The sequence below is a fragment of the Nocardioides sp. LHG3406-4 genome (genome assembly GCF_049897745.1).
Lineage (GTDB): Bacteria > Actinomycetota > Actinomycetes > Propionibacteriales > Nocardioidaceae > Nocardioides.
Genome location: NZ_JAFCWV010000002.1, coordinates 1,143,952 through 1,161,660 on the forward strand (window position 1 = coordinate 1,143,952; position 17,709 = coordinate 1,161,660).

At 72.0% G+C, this 17,709-nt stretch carries 14 protein-coding genes and 1 rRNA gene; 2 read left to right on the forward strand and 13 right to left on the reverse strand.

What is annotated here, in order from left to right:
* Positions 1 to 5: 5 nt before the first annotated feature.
* Genes ACP7BP_RS11630 through ald form a run of 3 tightly spaced genes read right to left on the reverse strand, consistent with a single transcriptional unit; the run spans position 6 to position 4,632 of the window.
* On the reverse strand, positions 6 to 2,564 hold the full coding sequence (locus ACP7BP_RS11630; RefSeq protein WP_426244757.1) for a DEAD/DEAH box helicase: 2,559 nt from the start codon (positions 2,562 to 2,564) through the stop codon (positions 6 to 8).
* On the reverse strand, positions 2,561 to 3,508 hold the full coding sequence (gene xerD / locus ACP7BP_RS11635) for a site-specific tyrosine recombinase XerD (RefSeq protein ID WP_426244758.1): 948 nt from the start codon (positions 3,506 to 3,508) through the stop codon (positions 2,561 to 2,563). The genes ACP7BP_RS11630 and xerD overlap by 4 nt, the downstream gene beginning before the upstream one ends.
* 8 nt (positions 3,509 to 3,516) lie before the next feature.
* Complete coding sequence (gene ald, locus ACP7BP_RS11640; protein WP_426244759.1) at positions 3,517 to 4,632, reverse strand: alanine dehydrogenase; 1,116 nt, start codon at positions 4,630 to 4,632, stop codon at positions 3,517 to 3,519.
* Between the two features lie 89 nt (positions 4,633 to 4,721).
* On the opposite strand from ald, the gene pepN reads away from it, so the two are divergent.
* Complete coding sequence (gene pepN, locus ACP7BP_RS11645) at positions 4,722 to 7,190, forward strand: aminopeptidase N (protein WP_426244760.1); 2,469 nt, start codon at positions 4,722 to 4,724, stop codon at positions 7,188 to 7,190.
* Between the two features lie 3 nt (positions 7,191 to 7,193).
* Here the strand turns inward: pepN and ACP7BP_RS11650 are convergent, their stop codons facing one another.
* The 8 genes from ACP7BP_RS11650 to ACP7BP_RS11685 all read right to left on the reverse strand — a co-directional run bounded on the left by ACP7BP_RS11650 (position 7,194) and on the right by ACP7BP_RS11685 (position 15,849).
* The gene (locus ACP7BP_RS11650) at positions 7,194 to 8,903 is read right to left on the reverse strand and encodes a CTP synthase (RefSeq protein WP_426244761.1); all 1,710 of its coding nucleotides are present in this window, start codon (positions 8,901 to 8,903) and stop codon (positions 7,194 to 7,196) included.
* An 11-nt stretch (positions 8,904 to 8,914) separates the two neighbouring features.
* Entirely contained in the window at positions 8,915 to 9,808 is an 894-nt protein-coding gene (locus ACP7BP_RS11655; protein WP_426244762.1) for a copper transporter, read from the reverse strand.
* Positions 9,805 to 10,992 (reverse strand): putative cytokinetic ring protein SteA, encoded by a 1,188-nt coding sequence (gene steA, locus ACP7BP_RS11660; protein WP_426244763.1) that lies wholly within the window; start codon positions 10,990 to 10,992, stop codon positions 9,805 to 9,807. Before steA ends, ACP7BP_RS11655 begins: the two co-directional genes overlap by 4 nt.
* Positions 10,993 to 11,078: 86 nt before the next feature.
* Positions 11,079 to 12,821 (reverse strand): DNA repair protein RecN, encoded by a 1,743-nt coding sequence (recN, locus tag ACP7BP_RS11665; RefSeq protein WP_426244764.1) that lies wholly within the window; start codon positions 12,819 to 12,821, stop codon positions 11,079 to 11,081.
* Positions 12,814 to 13,785, reverse strand: coding sequence for an NAD kinase (locus ACP7BP_RS11670; RefSeq protein ID WP_426244765.1), 972 nt, complete (start codon positions 13,783 to 13,785; stop codon positions 12,814 to 12,816). The genes recN and ACP7BP_RS11670 overlap by 8 nt, the downstream gene beginning before the upstream one ends.
* Entirely contained in the window at positions 13,782 to 14,621 is an 840-nt protein-coding gene (locus ACP7BP_RS11675) for a TlyA family RNA methyltransferase (protein ID WP_426244766.1), read from the reverse strand. The genes ACP7BP_RS11670 and ACP7BP_RS11675 overlap by 4 nt, the downstream gene beginning before the upstream one ends.
* A 7-nt stretch (positions 14,622 to 14,628) precedes the next feature.
* Positions 14,629 to 14,811 carry a hypothetical protein gene (locus tag ACP7BP_RS11680; protein WP_426244767.1) on the reverse strand — a complete coding sequence of 61 codons (183 nt, stop codon included), beginning with the start codon at positions 14,809 to 14,811 and terminating at the stop codon, positions 14,629 to 14,631.
* A gap of 33 nt (positions 14,812 to 14,844) precedes the next feature.
* On the reverse strand, positions 14,845 to 15,849 hold the full coding sequence (locus tag ACP7BP_RS11685) for an HAD-IIA family hydrolase (protein ID WP_426244768.1): 1,005 nt from the start codon (positions 15,847 to 15,849) through the stop codon (positions 14,845 to 14,847).
* Positions 15,850 to 15,901: 52 nt separating this feature from the next.
* Between ACP7BP_RS11685 and ACP7BP_RS11690 the strand changes: the two genes are divergently transcribed.
* Positions 15,902 to 17,044, forward strand: coding sequence for a DUF1015 family protein (locus ACP7BP_RS11690; protein WP_426244769.1), 1,143 nt, complete (start codon positions 15,902 to 15,904; stop codon positions 17,042 to 17,044).
* On the opposite strand, the gene ACP7BP_RS11695 is transcribed toward ACP7BP_RS11690, so the two are convergent.
* Positions 17,019 to 17,381 carry a single-stranded DNA-binding protein gene (locus tag ACP7BP_RS11695; protein ID WP_426244770.1) on the reverse strand — a complete coding sequence of 121 codons (363 nt, stop codon included), beginning with the start codon at positions 17,379 to 17,381 and terminating at the stop codon, positions 17,019 to 17,021. The genes ACP7BP_RS11690 and ACP7BP_RS11695 overlap by 26 nt on opposite strands.
* A 217-nt stretch (positions 17,382 to 17,598) precedes the next feature.
* A 5S ribosomal RNA gene (gene rrf, locus ACP7BP_RS11700) occupies positions 17,599 to 17,709 on the reverse strand; the annotation flags it as partial.

Sequence of the window (17,709 nt, forward strand, 5' to 3'; positions counted from 1 at the left end):
CCACCTCAGAGGCGGCGCATCGCCACCGTCGCCAGCACCAGCTCGCTGGCCGCGTCGGAGGCGTCGCAGTCGACGATCCCCTCGATCACCCAGTCGTGGTGGCCGGCCGGGTCGTGCAGCGTCTGCCGGACGCGCCGGATGCGTGCCGAGGCGTCCTCGTCCGCACCGGCCGGGGTGCCCTGCTCCTCGGGCCCCACATTGAGCAGCTGCGGCCCGCGCGCGTCGCCGTCGGTGCCGACCGTGTCGTGCTCGCCGTAGTAGTCCTCGATCGCGGAGTCCCACTTCGAGCGGCCCATCACCACCTCGCGGGGCGGGTCGAGCCGGTCGGCGGCCGCTCGCTCGAGTCGCAGCAGCCCGTCGAGGTCGTCACGGGCGACCAGGCTCACCCGCGCGAACATCGCGTTGCGGATCATCACCGCGAACGGCCGCTGCTGGCGGGAGATCGGTCGCGGCGGGGGCGGCGGCGCGTGGTGGGCGACGTCGGCCCGGACGTGCGCCGGGTCGCTGAGCGCCTCCCACTCGTCGAGCAGCGAGGAGTCGGTCTGGCGCACGGTCTCGCCGAGCCACTCGACGAGGTCGTCGAGCTCCGGGGTGCGGTGCGCGTCGGGGACGGTCTGGCGCAGCGTGCGGTAGGCGTCGGTGAGGTAGCGCAGCACCAGCCCCTCCGACCGGGCGAGCTGGTAGCGGCCGGTGAAGTCGGTGAAGCTCATCCCCTGCTCCCACATCTCGCGCACCACCGACTTCGGCACCAGTGCGTCCTCGGGCAGCCACGGGTGGCGTTCGCGGTAGATCGCGTACGTCGCCTCCAGCAGCTCCGCGAGCGGCTGCGGCCAGGTGATCTGGTCGAGCAGCGCCATCCGCTCGTCGTACTCCAGCCCGTCGGCCTTCATCTCCCCGATCGCGTCGCCGCGTGCGGCGTGCTGCTGGGCGAAGAGGATCTGGCGCGGTGACTCCAGCACCGCCTCGATGACCGACACCACGTCGAGCGTGTAGGTCTCGGCCTCGGGGTCGAGCGTGTCCAGCGCGGCCAGCGCGAAGTGGGCCAGCGGCTGGTTGAGCGCGAAGTCGGGGGGCAGGGTGACCGTCAGCACGTAGCGTCGCCCGAACTCGTCGGGCTCGTCGAGCCGGGTCACGGTGCCGGAGTGCACCAGCGACCGGACCAGCCGCAGCGCACGGCGGACGAGCCGCACCCGACCGCGCGCATCCTGGTGGTTGTCGGTGAGCAGGGCGCGCAGCACCGGGAAGGCGTCCTCCTCGCGGGTGAGGACGTTGATGAGCATGCTGTTGTCGATCTTCATCCGCGACGGCAGCTGCTCGATCGCGCCGGCGACCAGCTTCTCGTAGGTCTGCTCGGTCCACACGACCGTGCCCTCGGGCGGCTTCTTGAGCTGCGGCTTGCTCTTCTTCTTCGGGTTGGCCTCGTTCTTGGCCGCCGACTTGGCCTTGGCCCGCTCGTTCTCGATGACGTGCTCGGGCGCCTGTACGACGACGTAGCCGGTCGTGTCGTAGCCCGCCCGCCCGGCACGGCCCGCGATCTGGTGGAACTCGCGGGTTCGCAACACCCGCTGCTTGGTGCCGTCGAACTTCGCGAGGCCGGTGAACAGCACGGTCCGGATCGGCACGTTGATGCCGACCCCGAGGGTGTCGGTGCCGCAGATGACGGTGAGCAGGCCCGCCTGGGCCAGCGTCTCTACGAGGCGGCGGTACTTCGGCAGCATCCCGGCGTGGTGCACGCCGAGGCCGCGCACCAGCAGCTTGCGCAGCGTCTTGCCGAAGCCGGCGCCGAAGGGGAAGCCGGCGAGGCGCTCGAGGAGAGCGTCCTTGTGGGTGTCGACCTTGAACCCCGCGTTGAGCAGCGACACCGCATGCTCGACGGCGTTGGCCTGGGTGAAGTGCACGACGTAGACAGGCCCCTGCCCGGTGGTGACCAGCTCCTCGAGGGTCTCGGTCACGGGCGTCAGCGCCCACGAGAACAGCAGCGGCACCGGACGCTCGGCGTCGTCGACGACCGCGGTCTCCCGCCCGTTGCGACGCGAGATGTCCGCCGCCAGGGCGCTGACGTCGCCGAGCGTCGCCGACATCAGCAGGAACTGCGCCTGCGGCAGGGCCAGCAGCGGCACCTGCCACGCCCAGCCGCGGTCCGGCTCGGCGTAGAAGTGGAACTCGTCCATCACCACCAGCCCGACGTCGGCACTCGAGCCCTCGCGCAACGCGATGTTGGCGAGCACCTCGGCGGTGCAGGCGATGATCGGGGCATCTGCGTTCACGCTCGCGTCGCCGGTGAGCATGCCGACGTTGTCGGCGCCGAAGATCTCGACGAGGGCGAAGAACTTCTCACTCACCAGGGCCTTGATCGGGGCGGTGTAGAAGCTGACCCGGTCGGTGGCCAGCGCCGCGAAGTGCGCGGCCGTCGCCACCAGCGACTTTCCCGACCCCGTGGGGGTCGCCAGGATGACGTTGTTGCCCGAGAAGACCTCGAGCACCGCCTCCTCCTGGTGCGGATAGAGCTCGATGCCCTGCTTCTCGACCCAGGCGAGGAAGTCGTCGGAGCCGTCGGAGGTCATGAGCGGGCCCTCGGGTGCGCGGTCGCGAAGACCTCGCGCAGGTTGTCGACCGTGACGAGGGTGTAGATCTGCGTCGTGGTCACCGACGCGTGGCCGAGCAGCTCCTGCACGACCCTGACGTCGGCGCCGCCGTCGAGCAGGTGCGTGGCGAAGGAGTGGCGCAAGGTGTGGGGCGAGACGTCGCGGGTCACTCCGGCGCGGTCGGCGGCCTTCACCAGCACCGCCCACGCGCTCTGGCGCGAGAGCCGCCCGCCGCGGGAGTTCAAGAAGAGTGCCGGCCCCGACGCGGTAGACACCAGGTCGGGTCGCGCGCGGGTGAGGTAGGCCGTCACTGCGTCGCGGGCGTAGGAGCCCACCGGGACCAGCCGCTCCTTGGACCCCTTGCCGCGGAGGAGGACGGTGCCGTCGACGACGTCGAGGTCGTCGACATCGAGGCCGACCCCCTCCGAGATCCGGGCACCCGTGCCGTAGAGCACCTCCAGCAGCGCCCGGTCACGCAGCGCGAGGGTCGTGCCTGCCGACCCTGCAGCCTCCAGGATCGCCTCGACGTCGGCCAGCGGCAGTGCCTTCGGAAGCCGCTTGGCCGGCGTCGGCGGCTTCACGGCACTGGCCGGGTCGGTCGTCGAGAGCCCGTCGCGCACTGCGAACTTGTGGAAGCCCCGCACCGCCACCACGGTCCGGGCCGCGGACGAGGCGCCCAGCGGCGCATGGTCGGCGTTGCCCTCCCGCAGCGCCATCAGGAACCCCGCCACCGTCGCCTCGGTGACCGAGTCGAGGGTCTCGACGCCCGCGGCGGCGAGGTGGGCGGCGTACCTGCGCAGGTCCCGCCGGTACGACGACAGCGTGTTGGCCGCGAGCCCGCGCTCGACCGTCAGGTGATCGAGGTAGATGCGGATCGCCCGGGTCACCTCGCCCGGGCCGGCCTGACTCGATCCCGACGGCACGACCGGCGTCAGGCCAGTGCGTCGTCCAGGGAGATCGCGTCGATGCCGACGGCCTCCCCGACGGGAGCGTTGGTGAGGCTGCCGGCGTGGGTGTTCAGCCCCAGCGCGAGGCTGCGGTCGTCGCGGCAGGCCTGCGCCCAGCCCTTGTCGGCCAGCGCCACCGCGTAGGACAACGTCGCATTGGTCAAGGCGTACGTCGACGTGTTGGGCACCGCACCCGGCATGTTGGCCACGCAGTAGAACGTCGAGTTGTGCACCTGGAACGTCGGGTCGTCGTGGGTGGTGGGCCGGGTGTCCTCGAAGCAACCACCCTGGTCGACCGCGATGTCGACCAGCACCGAGCCAGGCTTCATCTGCGAGACCAGCTCGTTGCTCACCAGCTTGGGCGCCTTCGCCCCCGGAATCAGCACCGCCCCGATCACCATGTCCGCCTCGACCACCTGCTGACGGATCGCCAGCGTCGACGACGCCAGCCCGTGCACCTGGTTGTTGTAACGCCAAAACGACATCCGCAGCTTGTCCAGGTCGTTGTCGAGCAGAGTCACGTCCGCACCCATGCCCAACGCGATGTTCGCGGCGTTCTGACCCGACACGCCCGCCCCGATGATGACCACCTTGGCGTTCGCGACCCCGCCCACGCCGCCCATCAGCACGCCGCGGCCGCCCTGGGCCTTGAGCAGGCTGTGGGCACCAACCTGCGGTGCCAGGCACCCCGCGACCTCCGACATCGGGTAGAGCAGCGGCAGCCCGCCCGAGGGCAGCTGCACGGTCTCGTAGGCGATGCCGGTGACCTTGCGCGCCAGCAGCTCCTCGGTCAGCGGCTTGTCGGCGGCCAGGTGGAGGTAGGTGAAGAGAGTCAGGTCCTCACGCAGCCGGTGGTACTCCTCGGCCACCGGCTCCTTGACCTTGAGCACCATGTCGGCCGAGCCCCACACCTCATCGGCGGAGTCGATGATCGTGGCACCCGCCGCGACGTACTCCTCGTCAGAGATCTGCGAGCCGACACCCGCGCCCTTCTGGACCAGGACCTCGTGTCCGCGCGTGGTGAGCTCATGCGTGCCCACCGGGGTGAGCGCCACGCGGTACTCGTGGTTCTTGACTTCCTTCGGGACGCCGACCTTCACCGTCTTCTTCTCCTCAAGAGCCGTGGCGCACCGGGTCGTGACGCCTGTCACAACCTACCGCCAGCGGCTCCTGCGGATATGTTCGGGGGATGGCTCACAACAACATCGTCCCTGCCAGCCTCACCCGCGATGAGGCGGCCGAGCGGGCCGACCTGATCCAGGTCGTGCGCTACGACATCTCCGTCGACCTGCGCGGCCTGCTGGACGGCCCGGTGTGGGCGTCGACCTCGACCGTCACCTTCACGTGTACGACGCCCGGAGCGGCGACCTTCGTCGACTGCGTGGCCGACATCGCCGAGGCCACCCTCAACGGCGTCCCGCTCGACGTCACCTCGGCCGCAGACGGACGTCTGCCCCTCCCCGACCTCCAAGCCCACAACGTCCTGGTGGTCAGCGCCACCCAGTCCGACACCGGTCACGGCGCCGGCATCCTGCGCACCGTCGACAGCTCGGACGAGCGGGTCTACGTGTGGACCAGCTTCGAGTGCGACGACGCCCGCCGGGCCTGGGCCTGCTTCGACCAGCCCGACCTGAAGGCGCCGCACGCCTTCACCGTCACGGCGCCCGACGACTGGACCGTGCTCTCCAACGGCGCTCCGGACGACGTCAGCGAGGACCCTGCAGGCGACGGACGGGTGTGGACCTTCCCCGACACTCCCCCGCTGTCGACCTACGTCGTGGTCGTCAACGCCGGCCCCTTCCACGAGCTCCGCCGTCGGGCCGGTGGTCACGACCTCGGTCTCTACAGCCGGCAGTCGACCGCCCGGTTCCTCGAGCGCGACGCCGACGAGCTCTTCGACCTCACCGAGAAGGGGCTTGCGTTCTTCGGCGAGCGCTTCGGCCTGGCCTTCCCGCAGGAGCGCTACGACCAGGTCTTCGTGCCCAACATGGGCGGCGCGATGGAGAACTGGGGGTGCGTCACCTGGACCGACGCCGTGCTCTTCCGGACCGCGCCGACCTACGCGCAGCGCGCCCTGCGCGCCTCGGTGCTGATGCACGAGATGGCGCACATGTGGTTCGGCGACATGGTCACCATGCGCTGGTGGGACGACCTGTGGCTCAATGAGGCGTTCGCCTCCTGGGCCGCCACCTGGGCCAGTGCGTCGGTCACCGAGTTCACCGACGCGTGGGCGGGGTTCCTCGTCACCCGCAAGCTCGACGCCTACCGCCTCGACATGGGTCCGGCGTCCCACCCCATCCGCGGTGAGGTGCCCGACGTCGCCGCGGCGATGGCCACCTTCGACGCCATCACCTACTCCAAGGGCGAGAGCGTCCTCCAGCAGCTCGTCGCCACCGTCGGCGAGGACGCGTTCGTGGCCGGCCTGCGCGGCTACTTCAGTCAGCACGCGTGGGGCAACACCCGGCTCGCCGACCTGATGCACTCCGTCGGCGAGGCCGCGGGCCGCGACCTCGCCTCCTGGACCACCGACTGGTTCGACCGCGCCGGGACCGACACGATCACGCTGGTTCGCGACGACGACGGCGCCCGGGTCGAGCTCGCCAGCCCCGACGAGGCCCCCCGCGCGCACACGTTCACAATCGGCGGCTACTCCGTCGAGGGTGACCGGCTCGTGCCCTCGGGCAGCACGACCGTCTCGACGCAGGGCACGGTGACGGCGGTCGACCTGCCCGCCGCCGACCTCTACCTCCTCAACGACGACGACCTCACCTTCGCCGCCCTACGCACCGACGCCGCGTCGCAGCGGTTGCTGTTCGAGCGAGCCGGTGAGCTGCCCACGCCGATGGCGCGGGCGCTCGCCCTGGCCACCGCCCAGGACGCCGTGTTCAAGGGCGAGCTGCCCGTGACGCAGTACGTCGAGCTCGGGCTGCGCGTCCTCGGCACCGAGCGCTCCCCGGCCATCGTCGAGCCCGCACTCGGCCTGCTCCGGGTCGCCATCGACCTGTGGGCACCCCCCGCCGAGGTGGAGTCCCTGCGGCTGGGGCTCGCCGACGTGCTGACCGGCCTGGTCGCCGTACCCGACCTGAGGCTGCAGTCACTCAACGCACTCGCCTCGTGCGCCACCGCCGACGCCCACTTCGCGATCCTCGACGAGGCCGCGGCAGACAGCGTCGACCTCGCCTGGCGGGTGCTGGTCCGGCGTGCCGAGCTCGGCTCCTACGACGAGGCCGCCGTCGAGCGGCTGCGCGAGCTCGACCCCGACCCGGAGTCCGGCATCCGCGCCCTCACCGTGCTGGCTGCCCGGCCCGACGCCGACGCCAAGCAGCAGGTGTGGGACGCCGTCTTCCGCGACCGCTCTGTGCACGTCGGCATGCCCCTGGTCGTGCTGGCCACGGCCTTCTGGCGACCGGGGCAGGACGACGTCCTCGCCCCGTTCACGCAGCGCTACCTCGAGGAGGTCACCGACCTCGGCTCCGGTGGCCTGCTCGAGCTGGGGTCGATCATGTCCTCGATGTTCCCGGCCACGGCCGCCGACGAGAGGTTCCTCGGGCAGGCCCGGGAACTGGCGACCGACCCCGAGCTGCCGGCGTTCGCTCGCGCCCGGCTGCTCATCGGCACGGACGCGCTGGCCCGCCAGCTCCGCTCCCGCGCCGCCTAGGGCTCAGTCCTGCTCGTCCTCGCCGGCCCGCCGGAGGCCGGACTCGTCGATCGGGAACCGCAGCTCGCGCTGCCGCTCGATCGCCGCGCCGATCAGTCCGGCGAAGAGCGGGTGCGGACGCGTCGGGCGGGAGCGCAGCTCGGGGTGCGCCTGGGTGGACACGTAGTAGGGGTGCACCTCGGCGGGCAGCTCCACGAACTCCACCAGCCCGAGGTCCGGGTTGACGCCGGAGAAGACCAGGCCGGCCTCCTCGAGCTGCTCGCGGTAGGCGTCGTTGAACTCGTAGCGGTGCCGGTGCCGCTCGTGGACGACGCCCTGGCCGCCGTACGCCGCGCGCGCGACGCTGCCCTCGCGCAGGTCGGCCGGCTGCAGGCCCAGCCGCATGGTGCCGCCGAGGTCGCCGGCGCCGTCGACGAACTTCTTCTGCTCCTCGATGGTCGAGATCACCGGCTCCACGGTGTCGGGGTCGAACTCGGTGGAGCCGGCCTTCTCGAGCCCGGCCACGTTGCGGGCGTACTCGATGACCATGCACTGCAGGCCCAGGCAGATGCCGAGCGTGGGTATGCCGTGGGTGCGCGCGAAGTGCAGCGCGCCGAGCTTCCCCTCGATGCCACGCACGCCGAAGCCACCGGGGACGAGCACTGCGTCCACGTCGGCGAGGTGGCGCGCGGCACCAGCCGGGGTCTCGCACTCGTCAGAGGCGATCCAGCGCAGGTGCACCTTCGCCTCGTGGGCGAACCCGCCCGCGCGCAGCGCCTCGGCCACGGAGAGGTAGGCGTCGGGCAGGTCGATGTACTTGCCGACCAGCGCGACGGTGACGTCCTCCTTGGGGTGGTGCACCCTGCGGAGCAGGTCGTCCCACACGGTCCAGTCAACGTCGCGGAACGGCAGGTCGAGGCGCCGTACGACGTAGGCGTCGAGCCCCTCACGGTGCAGCACCTTCGGGATGTCGTAGATCGACGGGGCGTCGGCCGCGGTCACCACGGCCTCCTCGTCGACGTCGCACATCAGCGAGATCTTCCGCTTGATCCCGTCAGGCAGCTCACGGTCGGCGCGACACACGATCGCGTCGGGCTGGATGCCGATCGAGCGGAGCGCGGCCACGGAGTGCTGGGTCGGCTTGGTCTTCAGCTCGCCCGACGGGCCGATGTAGGGCACCAGCGAGACGTGGATGAAGAAGCAGTTGTCGCGGCCGATGTCGTGCCGAGTCTGGCGCGCCGCCTCGAGGAAGGGCAGCGACTCGATGTCGCCGACCGTGCCGCCGATCTCCGTGATCACCACGTCGAACGGCCGGCCCCCGCCGCTGGTGCCCATCGCGAGGATGCGCTCCTTGATCTCGTTGGTGATGTGCGGGATCACCTGCACCGTGTCACCCAGGTAGTCGCCGCGCCGCTCCTTGGCGATCACCGCGGAGTAGACCTGCCCGGTCGTCACGTTGGCGATCTGGTTGAGCTCGGTGTCGAGGAAGCGCTCGTAGTGACCGATGTCGAGGTCGGTCTCGGCCCCGTCGTCGGTGACGAACACCTCGCCGTGCTGGAAGGGGTTCATGGTGCCCGGATCCACGTTCAGATAGGGATCCAGCTTCTGCATGGTCACGCGGAGACCGCGGGCCTTGAGCAGGTTGCCAAGGCTGGAGGCGGTGAGCCCCTTGCCGAGGGAGGAGGCGACGCCTCCGGTCACGAATACATGCTTGGTCGGCGAGGGGTTCTTCACGGAGTTCTAGCCTACCCGAGAGGGAGCGGTCCGTCCGAACCCGACGCCCCGAACGCACCTCCCGGTGTCGTCAGGGCGCGGACCAGGGCCACCACCGTGGCCACCCGGCCGGCCGGCGACTCGATGCCGTCGACGGTCGCCGCCTGTGTGCTCGCGGTGCGCAGCCGGCCCAGCTGGCCGGCGCCGTCGGCGAGGTCACCGGCCACCACCACGCCGGTCGCCTGTCGGTCCAGGCCGCTCACGAGACCGGCGAGGATCGTGTCGCCCCCGTCGGTCGACGGCTCGTCACCCAGGACCACGAGCACGAGCGGCGCGCGGCGCGGCTGCTCCTTCGGCCCGCTGAGCAGGTCGGCACCGGCGAGGCCTTCGAGGATCGCGGCGGCCTTGCCGTCCGCACCCTGCCCCTCGGGCTTGGCGCTCGCCACGGCCAGGCCGATCAGCTCGCCGATCCGGTCGTACGTCGTGGCCTCGGCGCTCACGGCGCCGTCCGGCTGCTGGGTCATCAGCTGGCTGCCCAGGGTGTCCACCAGCGACTTCTCACCCGGGCTGACCAGGGCGTCGCCCGCGGCGTAGGTGCCGGCGACCGTGCCACCGGCCACGCCGATCTGCTCCTCGAGCAGGCTGACCACGTCGGGATCGGCGCCGGGCATGGTCACCACGGCCACGGACCGGTCGGTCAGCCGTCCGGCGTACACGATGCCGGCGACGCCGCCGGCGAACGCGTCACCGAAGGCGGCCCGCTGCTGCTCGGCCCGCACCGCGGTCTTGAGCCCGGCGTCGACGCTGGTGGCATCGCCCTCCGCGCGGCCGACCTCGGACAGGGGTCCGGCTCCGAGGACCACCCCCACGGTCAGCGCGAGGAAGACGGAGACGAGCGAGACGATGTGGTGGCGCAGGGTGATCACGAGCGGAGTCCTTGCAGGTAGTCGATCAGGTCGGAGCCGGCGGCGAGCACGCTGTCTGCCCACTCCTGGCCCACGGGGGTGGTGCCGATGGCGGCGGCGAGAGCGACCAGGCCGGCCAGCAGCACCCAGAAGACGTGCCGCGGGCGCACCCGGCCGGAGTAGAGGGTCGGCACGGCGGTGGCGTCCACCAGCCTCGGCCCGACCTTGAGGCGGGTGAGGTACGTGCTGGCCAGGCCGGTGCGCTGCCGGTCGAGGAACTCGTCGAGCGTGGCGTGCATGCCCACGCCCACGATGACCGAGGCGTTCCCGGAGTCGGCCAGGAGAAGGGCGGCGTCCTCGGTGGTGGCCCCGCTCTCGAAGCGCAGCGGTCGCACCCCGAGCCGGTCCCAGCGGTCGGTGGCGCTGCGGCCCGCACCGCGGTCGACCTGCACCACCACGTCACGCGCTGCTCGCAGCGCCTTCGCCGACGGTCCGTCATCCTCGTCACGCCGGCCCGAGACGACCACGATGTCGGGCTTGTGCCCGGCCGCGAGCAGGGCGTCGGCGCCGGTGTCCACGCCGATGAGCACCGGGTTCTGCTCCCGGATGAACCGGCGCACGCCGGCGAGCTCGGCGGCATGGTGGTCACCGGGCACCACGACGACGACCGGACGGTCAGCGATCGTGGTGGCGGGCCGCGGGATGCCGGTGCCGTGGAGCAGCAGGTCCTGCTCGCGCCGCAGGAACTCGGTGCTGTTGTGGGTGAAGCTCTCGAGCTGAGCGACCAGACCGCCGCGCGCCGCAGCCAGCTCCTCCTTCACGATCAGGTCGTCGACCAGCCGGCCGGTCGCGACCTCGTCGTCGCCGACGTACACACCACCGTCGTGGAGGCGCAGGGCGGCGCCGTCCCGGATCGCGGACAGGCCCGGAGCGCCGATCCCGTCGAGCATCGCGACGCCGGCCTTCGCCAGGACGTCGGGCCCGAGGTTGGGGTAGCGCCCCGAGATCATCGGTGCCGCGTTGATGACGGCGACCACGCCGGCGTCGACGAAGGCCTGTGCGGTGGCCCGGTCGAGGTCGACCTGGTCGATGACGGCCACGTCGCCGGGGCGGAGCCGTGGGAGGAGGTTCCGGGTCCGCCGGTCCACGCGGGCGGTGCCGCGCAGGCCGGGGAGAGCGGTGGACTGACGTGTTCGGGCAGGCATCTTCATGGCCTCCCAATCGTGTCAGCCGAGCGGGGCCGATCCGCGCAGGTCCGCACCCCGCGCGTGGCGGGCCGGCCGCCACTGACTCAGCCCGAGCGAGCGGCTTCCAGCAGCTCGCGGGCGTGCGCCCGGGCGGTCTCGGACTCGTCGAGGCCGGCCAGCATCCGGGAGAGCTCGCGCTCGCGATCGTCGGCGTCCAGCACGGTGAGCCCCGACGTCGTGACGCTGCCGTCGCTGGCCTTCGCCACGACGACGTGACGGTCGGCGAAGGCGGCGACCTGCGGCAGATGGGTGACCACCAGCACCTGGGCCGTGCGGGCAAGCTGGGCGAGCCGTCGACCGACCTCGATGGCGGCCTTGCCGCCCACGCCGGCGTCGACCTCGTCGAAGACGAAGATCGGCACCGGGCTGGTCCCGGCGAGGGAGACCTCCAGGGCCAGCATCACCCGCGAGAGCTCACCGCCGGACGCACCCTTGTGCAGCGGCCGGGCATCCGCACCGGTGTTGGCCGCCAGCAGGAACTCCACCTCGTCCAGCCCCGACGCGGTGACCCGCAGCCACCGCCCGTCGACCTCGAGCGGACCGCCCGGCACGTCGGCGGTGGGCGGCCCCTGCTCGTGCTGGGACACCGCGACCCGAACCGACGCATGCGGCATGGCCAGCAGCGTGAGCTCGTCGCTCACCTGGCTCCCCAGGCGGACGGCGGCCTCCGTCCGGGCGGCCGAGAGCGCCGTCCCGACGCCGGCCAGGTCGGTGCGCAGCTCGGTGCGAAGAGTGCGCAGCGACTCGATGCGCTCGTCGGTGCCGTCGAGGTCGAGCAGCCGGGTGCTTGCCTCCGCGGCCCACGCGAGGACCTCGTCGGCCGAGTCGCCGTACTTGCGCGTCAGGGCGGTCAGGGCCGCGCGCCGCTCGGAGACCGCGGCGAGCCGGGCCGGATCGGAGTCGAGGCGTGCGGCGTACGACGCCACGTCGGCCGCGACGTCGGAGAGCAGGTAGGTGATGTCGGCGATCCGCTCGGCCAGCCCGGCCGCCTCGGGATCGTGCTCCGCCACCCCGCTCAGCGCCGTACGGGCTGCCGCCGTCGTCGTCAGCGCGTCGGGGTCGTCCTGGTCGCTCGACAGCGACTCGCGCGCGAGCTCGGCGGCCGCGCGCAGGGTGTCGGCGGAGCCGAGCCGCGACTCCTCGGCCGCGAGGGCGGCGTCCTCGCCGGGCTCGGGCGAGACCGCCTCGATCTCACCGAGCCCGAACCGGAGCTGGTCGGCCTCGCGGGCTCGTTCGCGGGCGGTGGCCACCACCTCCTGAAGCTCCTGCTCGGTCGCGGCCAGGCGGCCGTGCAGGTCGGTCCAGGTGTCGAGCAGCCGCTGCACGTCCGCGCCGCCGAAACGGTCCAGCGCCTCTCGCTGCGCCTGGCTGCGCAGCAGCCGGTGCTGGTCGGACTGCCCGTGCACGGCGACCAGCGGCTCGGCGACGGCCGCCAGCGTCGACGCCGGCACCGATGCCCCGCCGACCCACGCCCGCGAGCGCCCCTCGGCGGAGATGTTGCGAGCAAGGACGACCCGGTCGTCCTCCACCTCGCCTCCGGCGTCGTGCACGGCATCGACGAGTCCCGGCAGGGCATCGGCGGTGACCACGCCCTCGACCCGGGCCGCCCGGGCGCCGCTGCGCACGGCGCCGGTGTCGGCGCGGCCGCCGAGGAGCAGCCCGAGGGCGGTGACCACCATGGTCTTGCCGGCTCCCGTCTCACCGGTGATCACGGTCAGCCCGGGGCCGAGCTCGAGCGTCGAGGAGTCGATCACCCCCAGGGAGCTGATCCGGATCTCCTCAAGCATGCCGACCTCCGGCGCCGGCGCGCCGACGCCGGTCGCTGGCGCCGCGCCAGCCTTCGACGGAGAGACCGAACTTCGCGACCAGCCGGTCGGTGAACGGCGCCTCGTGCAGCCGCACCAGGCGCACGGGGGTGTCGCCGCGGCACACCTCGATCCGGGCACCGGGCGGCAGGTCGACCGTGCGCCGGCCGTCGCACCACAAGACGCCGGTCCCCTCGGTGCGCGCGAGGACCTCGACGGCCAGCACGGAGGTGGGCGCGACCACCATCGGACGCGCGAAGAGCGCGTGCGCGCTGATCGGCACCATCAGCAGCGCCTCGACGCCCGGCCACACCACCGGACCACCGGCGGAGAAGTTGTAGGCGGTCGACCCGGTCGGTGTGGCGCACACGACGCCGTCGCACCCCCAGCGCGACAGCGGCCGACCGTCGATCTCGACCACCACCTCGAGCATCCGCTGCCGGGCCGCCTTCTCGACGCTCGCCTCGTTCAGTGCCCAGGTGCGCGCGACGAGCTCGCCGTCGCGGTAGACGCTGACGTCGATGGTGAGTCGGTCCTCGATGGTGTACCGCCGGTGCACCAGCGCATCGATGATCGACTCGACGTCGTCGTACTCTGCCTCGGCCAGGAAGCCCACGTGCCCCAGGTTCACGCCCAGCAGCGGGATCCCGCTGGCTCGGGTGATCTCGGCGGCGCGCAGGATGGTCCCGTCTCCGCCGAGGACCAGCGCCGCCTCGCAGTCGGGCCCTGCGTCCTGCTCGGTCCCGACGATCTCCAGCGCCGGGTCGTACGACGTCGCGTCGACGCCGAGGTCCGCTGCCTCGGGCGCGAGCAGCCGAACGATGATGCCGTGGCCGGTCAGCGCGTCGATGAACGCCCGCGCCGCGGCGACAGCGTCCTCACGCCCTGTGTGCGCGAGCATCAGCACGCGGCGCACGCCGCCGTCGTCAGCCTCGGTTCCGGTCACGGGTCCACCTTCTCACCCGGCGCCCCCAGTCCCTCTGCGCGCTCGACCTCGGTGTGGATCTTGTCTGCGCCGATCCCGGCCGCACCGCGGCGGAGCAGCAGGAAGAACTCCACGTTCCCGGAAGGACCGGGCAGCGGGCTGGTGGCGACGGCCACCGCACCCCACCCGCGACGCGCAGCGGCGTCCGCGACCCCGAGCACGGCCTCGGCCCGCAGCTGCGGGTCGCGGACCACGCCGCCCTTGCCGACCCGGTCCTTGCCCACCTCGAACTGTGGCTTGACCATCAGCACAAGCTCGCCGCTGTCGCTCATCAACCCGAACAGTGCGTCGAGCACGAGGGACAGCGAGATGAAAGAGAGGTCGCCGACCACGAGGTCGACCGGGTCGCCGATGAGCTCGAGGCTGAGGTCGCGGATATTGGTGCGATCGTGCACGATCACGCGCTCGTCGGTCTGCAGCCGCCACACGAGCTGGCCGTAGCCGACGTCGACGGCCACCACCTCTCGTGCCCCGGCCCGCAGCAGGACGTCGGTGAAGCCGCCGGTGGACGCACCCGCGTCCAGGCATCTCCTGCCGGTGACGCTGAGCCCGTGCGCGGCGAAGGCGCTCAGCGCCCCGGCCAGCTTGTGCCCGCCGCGGGACGCGTACTCCGGGCGGTCCGGGTCCTGCGTCACCACGATGGCGGCGTCCGTGGTGATCCCGGTGGCGGGCTTGGTGGCCACCGCACCGCCGATCCGCACCTGCCCGGCAGAGATCAGCGTGCTGGCGTGCTCGCGTGAACGGGCCAGCCCGCGGCGGACCAGCTCCTGGTCCAACCGCAACCGTCGGGGTGGCACCGGCTCGTCAGCTCCCCGGCGGGGCGTCGAGCGCGCGACGCAGCTGCTCGTGGGCCGCCTCGAACACCGGGACGTGCTCGGCCACGGGCGCCTCGTCGAGCCCCGACAGCGAGGCGAGCACGCGGTCCACCGCCTGGTCGCCGGGCGCTTGCTCCGCAGCGTCAGCGGGGTCGTTCGCGTGCTCGCTCATGGTCGTAGAGGCTACCCAACCCAGACGGCGTGCTCAGGCTCCGGGCGTGGACAGGCCCGACGTGTCGGCCGGGCTGCCGGTGGTGTCGAGGTGCTGCCAGGCCGCCACGGCGACCACCCGCCACCAGTCGGCTGGCGAGCCGCCGCCCACGACCGTCAGCCGCCCGTCGACCACCGAGGCCGTCCAGCCATTAAGCGACGCAGCCCCGGCGTCCATCCTCGGCGCCGGATGGGGCTCGAACAGCCCCTCCGTCGTCGGGGAGATGTACGTCGGTCGCAGCTCCGGTGTCGCGGCCAGGAGCTCGAGCAACCCGGTGACCCCCGTCATCACGAGCAGGGAGTCGACGCCAGCGTTGCGAGCGCCTTCGATGTCGGTGTCGAGCCGGTCCCCCACCATCAGCGGACGCTCACCCCCCACACGCCGGATGGTCTCGTCCAGCAGCGGACGAGCCGGCTTGCCCGCCACGACCGGCTGCACCCCGCTGAAGTCGGCCAGGGTCTTGACCAGCACCCCGTGCCCCGGTGCCAGCCCGTACGCCGTCGGGAACGTCATGTCCGCGTTGCTGGCCACCCACGGCAGCCCGTCGCGGATGAGCACAGCGGCCCGCATGACGTCCTTCCACCTCACCTCCGGCCCGAAGCCGCTCACGATCGCGGCCACGTCGGGGGTCTCGAGGTCGGTGACCGGCACGAGTCCGAGGTCACCGAGCGCGCCGACCAGACCGGCCCCGCCGAGCAGCAGGATGCTCGCCCCCGTGCCGAACCGGTCGTGCAGCACCCGGGCGGCGGCCTGTGCCGAGGTGACGACGTCCTCGGCCGAGGCGTGCACCCCCAGCTTGAGGAGGTTCTCGGCCACCTCGGCGGCCGTGCGGGACGCGTTGTTGGTCACGAAGGCGACGTGCACACCGGCGGCCACCAGGCGATCCACCCGCTCGGGCACGCCGTCGATGGCCGTCCCGCCGACGTAGACGACCCCGTCGAGGTCGAACATCGCCAGGTCGTAGCCGTCGCTCAACGGACTCTCGGACTCACCAAGCATGGATCGCCACCCTTCTCCGGGCCGCAACTTGACAGCCCCCTACGATGCTCCGATGGACTCGGACGGGCAGCCCGACGCGGAGGTCGTGACCCCTCCGTCGCCCGCGAAACCCCTCCGTCTCCATCCCTTCCGGGCGCTGCGACTCAACGGCGACCGGGTCGGTGACCCGTCGTCCGCGCGTGCCTTCGCGCGACCCTACCGGGCGGTCGCCGGACGTCTCGTCGAGTGGGAACGTCAGGGCCACATCGAGCATGACGGGCCCTCGGCGGTCTACCTCCACGAGTACACCTCCGGGGGGATGACGGTGCGCGGCCTCGTCGGCGCCCTCGACCTCTCGAGCAGGGCCACCGGCCACGACGACCGCGCGCTCCTGCCGCACGAGGGCATCCACGTCAGGCAGGCCGACGAGCTGGCCGAGCGGATGCACGAGATGGGGATGAACCCAGCACCCATCCTCCTGGTCCATCGAGGACCTGCTTCAGTGCGAGCGCTGGTGCACCGGCTGATCGACCTAGCACCCGACCACGTCTACAGCGACCGCGTCGGCCAGCGGCACCGGCTGTGGGCCGTCACGGACCCCGCGGACCTGGCCGTCGTCGACACCGGCCTGGCGAACAGCACGCTGCTGATCGCCGACGGCCACCATCGGTACGCCGCCTACCTGCGCCTCCAGGAGCGCGAGCCCGGCACCCCATGGGACCGCGGTCTCGCCATGGTGGTCGACCAGGAGGACACTCCTCTCCACCTCGGCGCGATCCACCGGGTGCTCCCGGGACTGTCGCTCGACGACGTCGACGCTGCGGCCAACCAGGCCGGCATGAGCTCGCGCGTCGCCGAGGCAGACGACGCCCTCGCTTCGCTGACCCCCTCGACGGTCCTGGCCTCGGACGGGATCCACTGGCGGGTGCTCGACCTACCGGAGCTGATCGGGCGGGCCGCGGTCGAGCTGGTGCATGACGACCTGCTCCCCCGACTTCCGCTGACCAGCCCTGCCCACTACCACCACTCCGTCGAGGAAGCGCTCGACGCCGTGGGCACGTGTACGGGCGAAGGCGTGGCCCTCATCCTGCCGGCGCCGGCCTTCGACCAGGTCGGCCGCATCCTGATGCAGGACCGACTCCTGCCGGAGAAGGCGACCTCCTTCCAGCCGAAGCCGAGCGTCGGTGTGCTCATGCGGTCGCTGCACGACGAATGATCCTCGCGGAGGTCACCTCGACCTCCACCCGGGACGCAGCCCCCGCGCCGGTCCGGAAGAAGCGCCGGCGCAGTGCCCCCTCGACAGCCACCTCGTCGCCGATCCGCCAGCTCGCCACCGAGCGCCGCACCCGGGCCAGCCAGGCGACGCACTCCAGTGAGTCGAGCCGCTGTCGGCTCCGACCACCGGGCGGCCGGTCGACGACCACCCGGAACGTCCAGATGACGTCTCCGCTCGGCAGCTCACGGCATTCCGGCTCGGCAGTCAGCCGGCCGTGCAGCATCACCTGGTTGACAGCCGGATGGCCGTCCGTCGTGCTCTCTACTCGTGGGTCCATGTGACCACCTCCAGGACCAGTTCTCCCGGACGGCACCGTCGACGCGACCGCGGTGGCTCGAACCTTGTGCATGACCGCGAAAGGCCGGCTCCTGTGGACGGCTTCGGGGCCGCCCACGGCCGAGGCACGGGACCCCGCAACCAAATGAGCACAGGCGAGGAAACGACCAAATGCGAAAGAGGGACCGCCCTGGGGCGATCCCTCTCTCTGAGTGTATGTCCGGCGGCGTCCTACTCTCCCACAGCCTCTCGGTTGCAGTACCATCGGCGCTGAAAGGCTTAACTTCCGGGTTCGGTATGGGACCGGGTGTTTCCCTTTCGCTATGGCC

Coding starts and splice junctions, on each gene's coding strand:
- ACP7BP_RS11630 (WP_426244757.1), bottom strand. CDS start 2,564: ATGACCTCCGACGGCTCCGACGACTTCCTCGCCTGGGTCGAGAAGCAG.
- pepN (WP_426244760.1), top strand. CDS start 4,722: ATGGCTCACAACAACATCGTCCCTGCCAGCCTCACCCGCGATGAGGCG.
- steA (WP_426244763.1), bottom strand. CDS start 10,992: ATGCCTGCCCGAACACGTCAGTCCACCGCTCTCCCCGGCCTGCGCGGC.
- recN (WP_426244764.1), bottom strand. CDS start 12,821: ATGCTTGAGGAGATCCGGATCAGCTCCCTGGGGGTGATCGACTCCTCG.
- ACP7BP_RS11680 (WP_426244767.1), bottom strand. CDS start 14,811: ATGAGCGAGCACGCGAACGACCCCGCTGACGCTGCGGAGCAAGCGCCC.
- ACP7BP_RS11685 (WP_426244768.1), bottom strand. CDS start 15,849: ATGCTTGGTGAGTCCGAGAGTCCGTTGAGCGACGGCTACGACCTGGCG.
- ACP7BP_RS11690 (WP_426244769.1), top strand. CDS start 15,902: ATGGACTCGGACGGGCAGCCCGACGCGGAGGTCGTGACCCCTCCGTCG.
- ACP7BP_RS11695 (WP_426244770.1), bottom strand. CDS start 17,381: ATGGACCCACGAGTAGAGAGCACGACGGACGGCCATCCGGCTGTCAAC.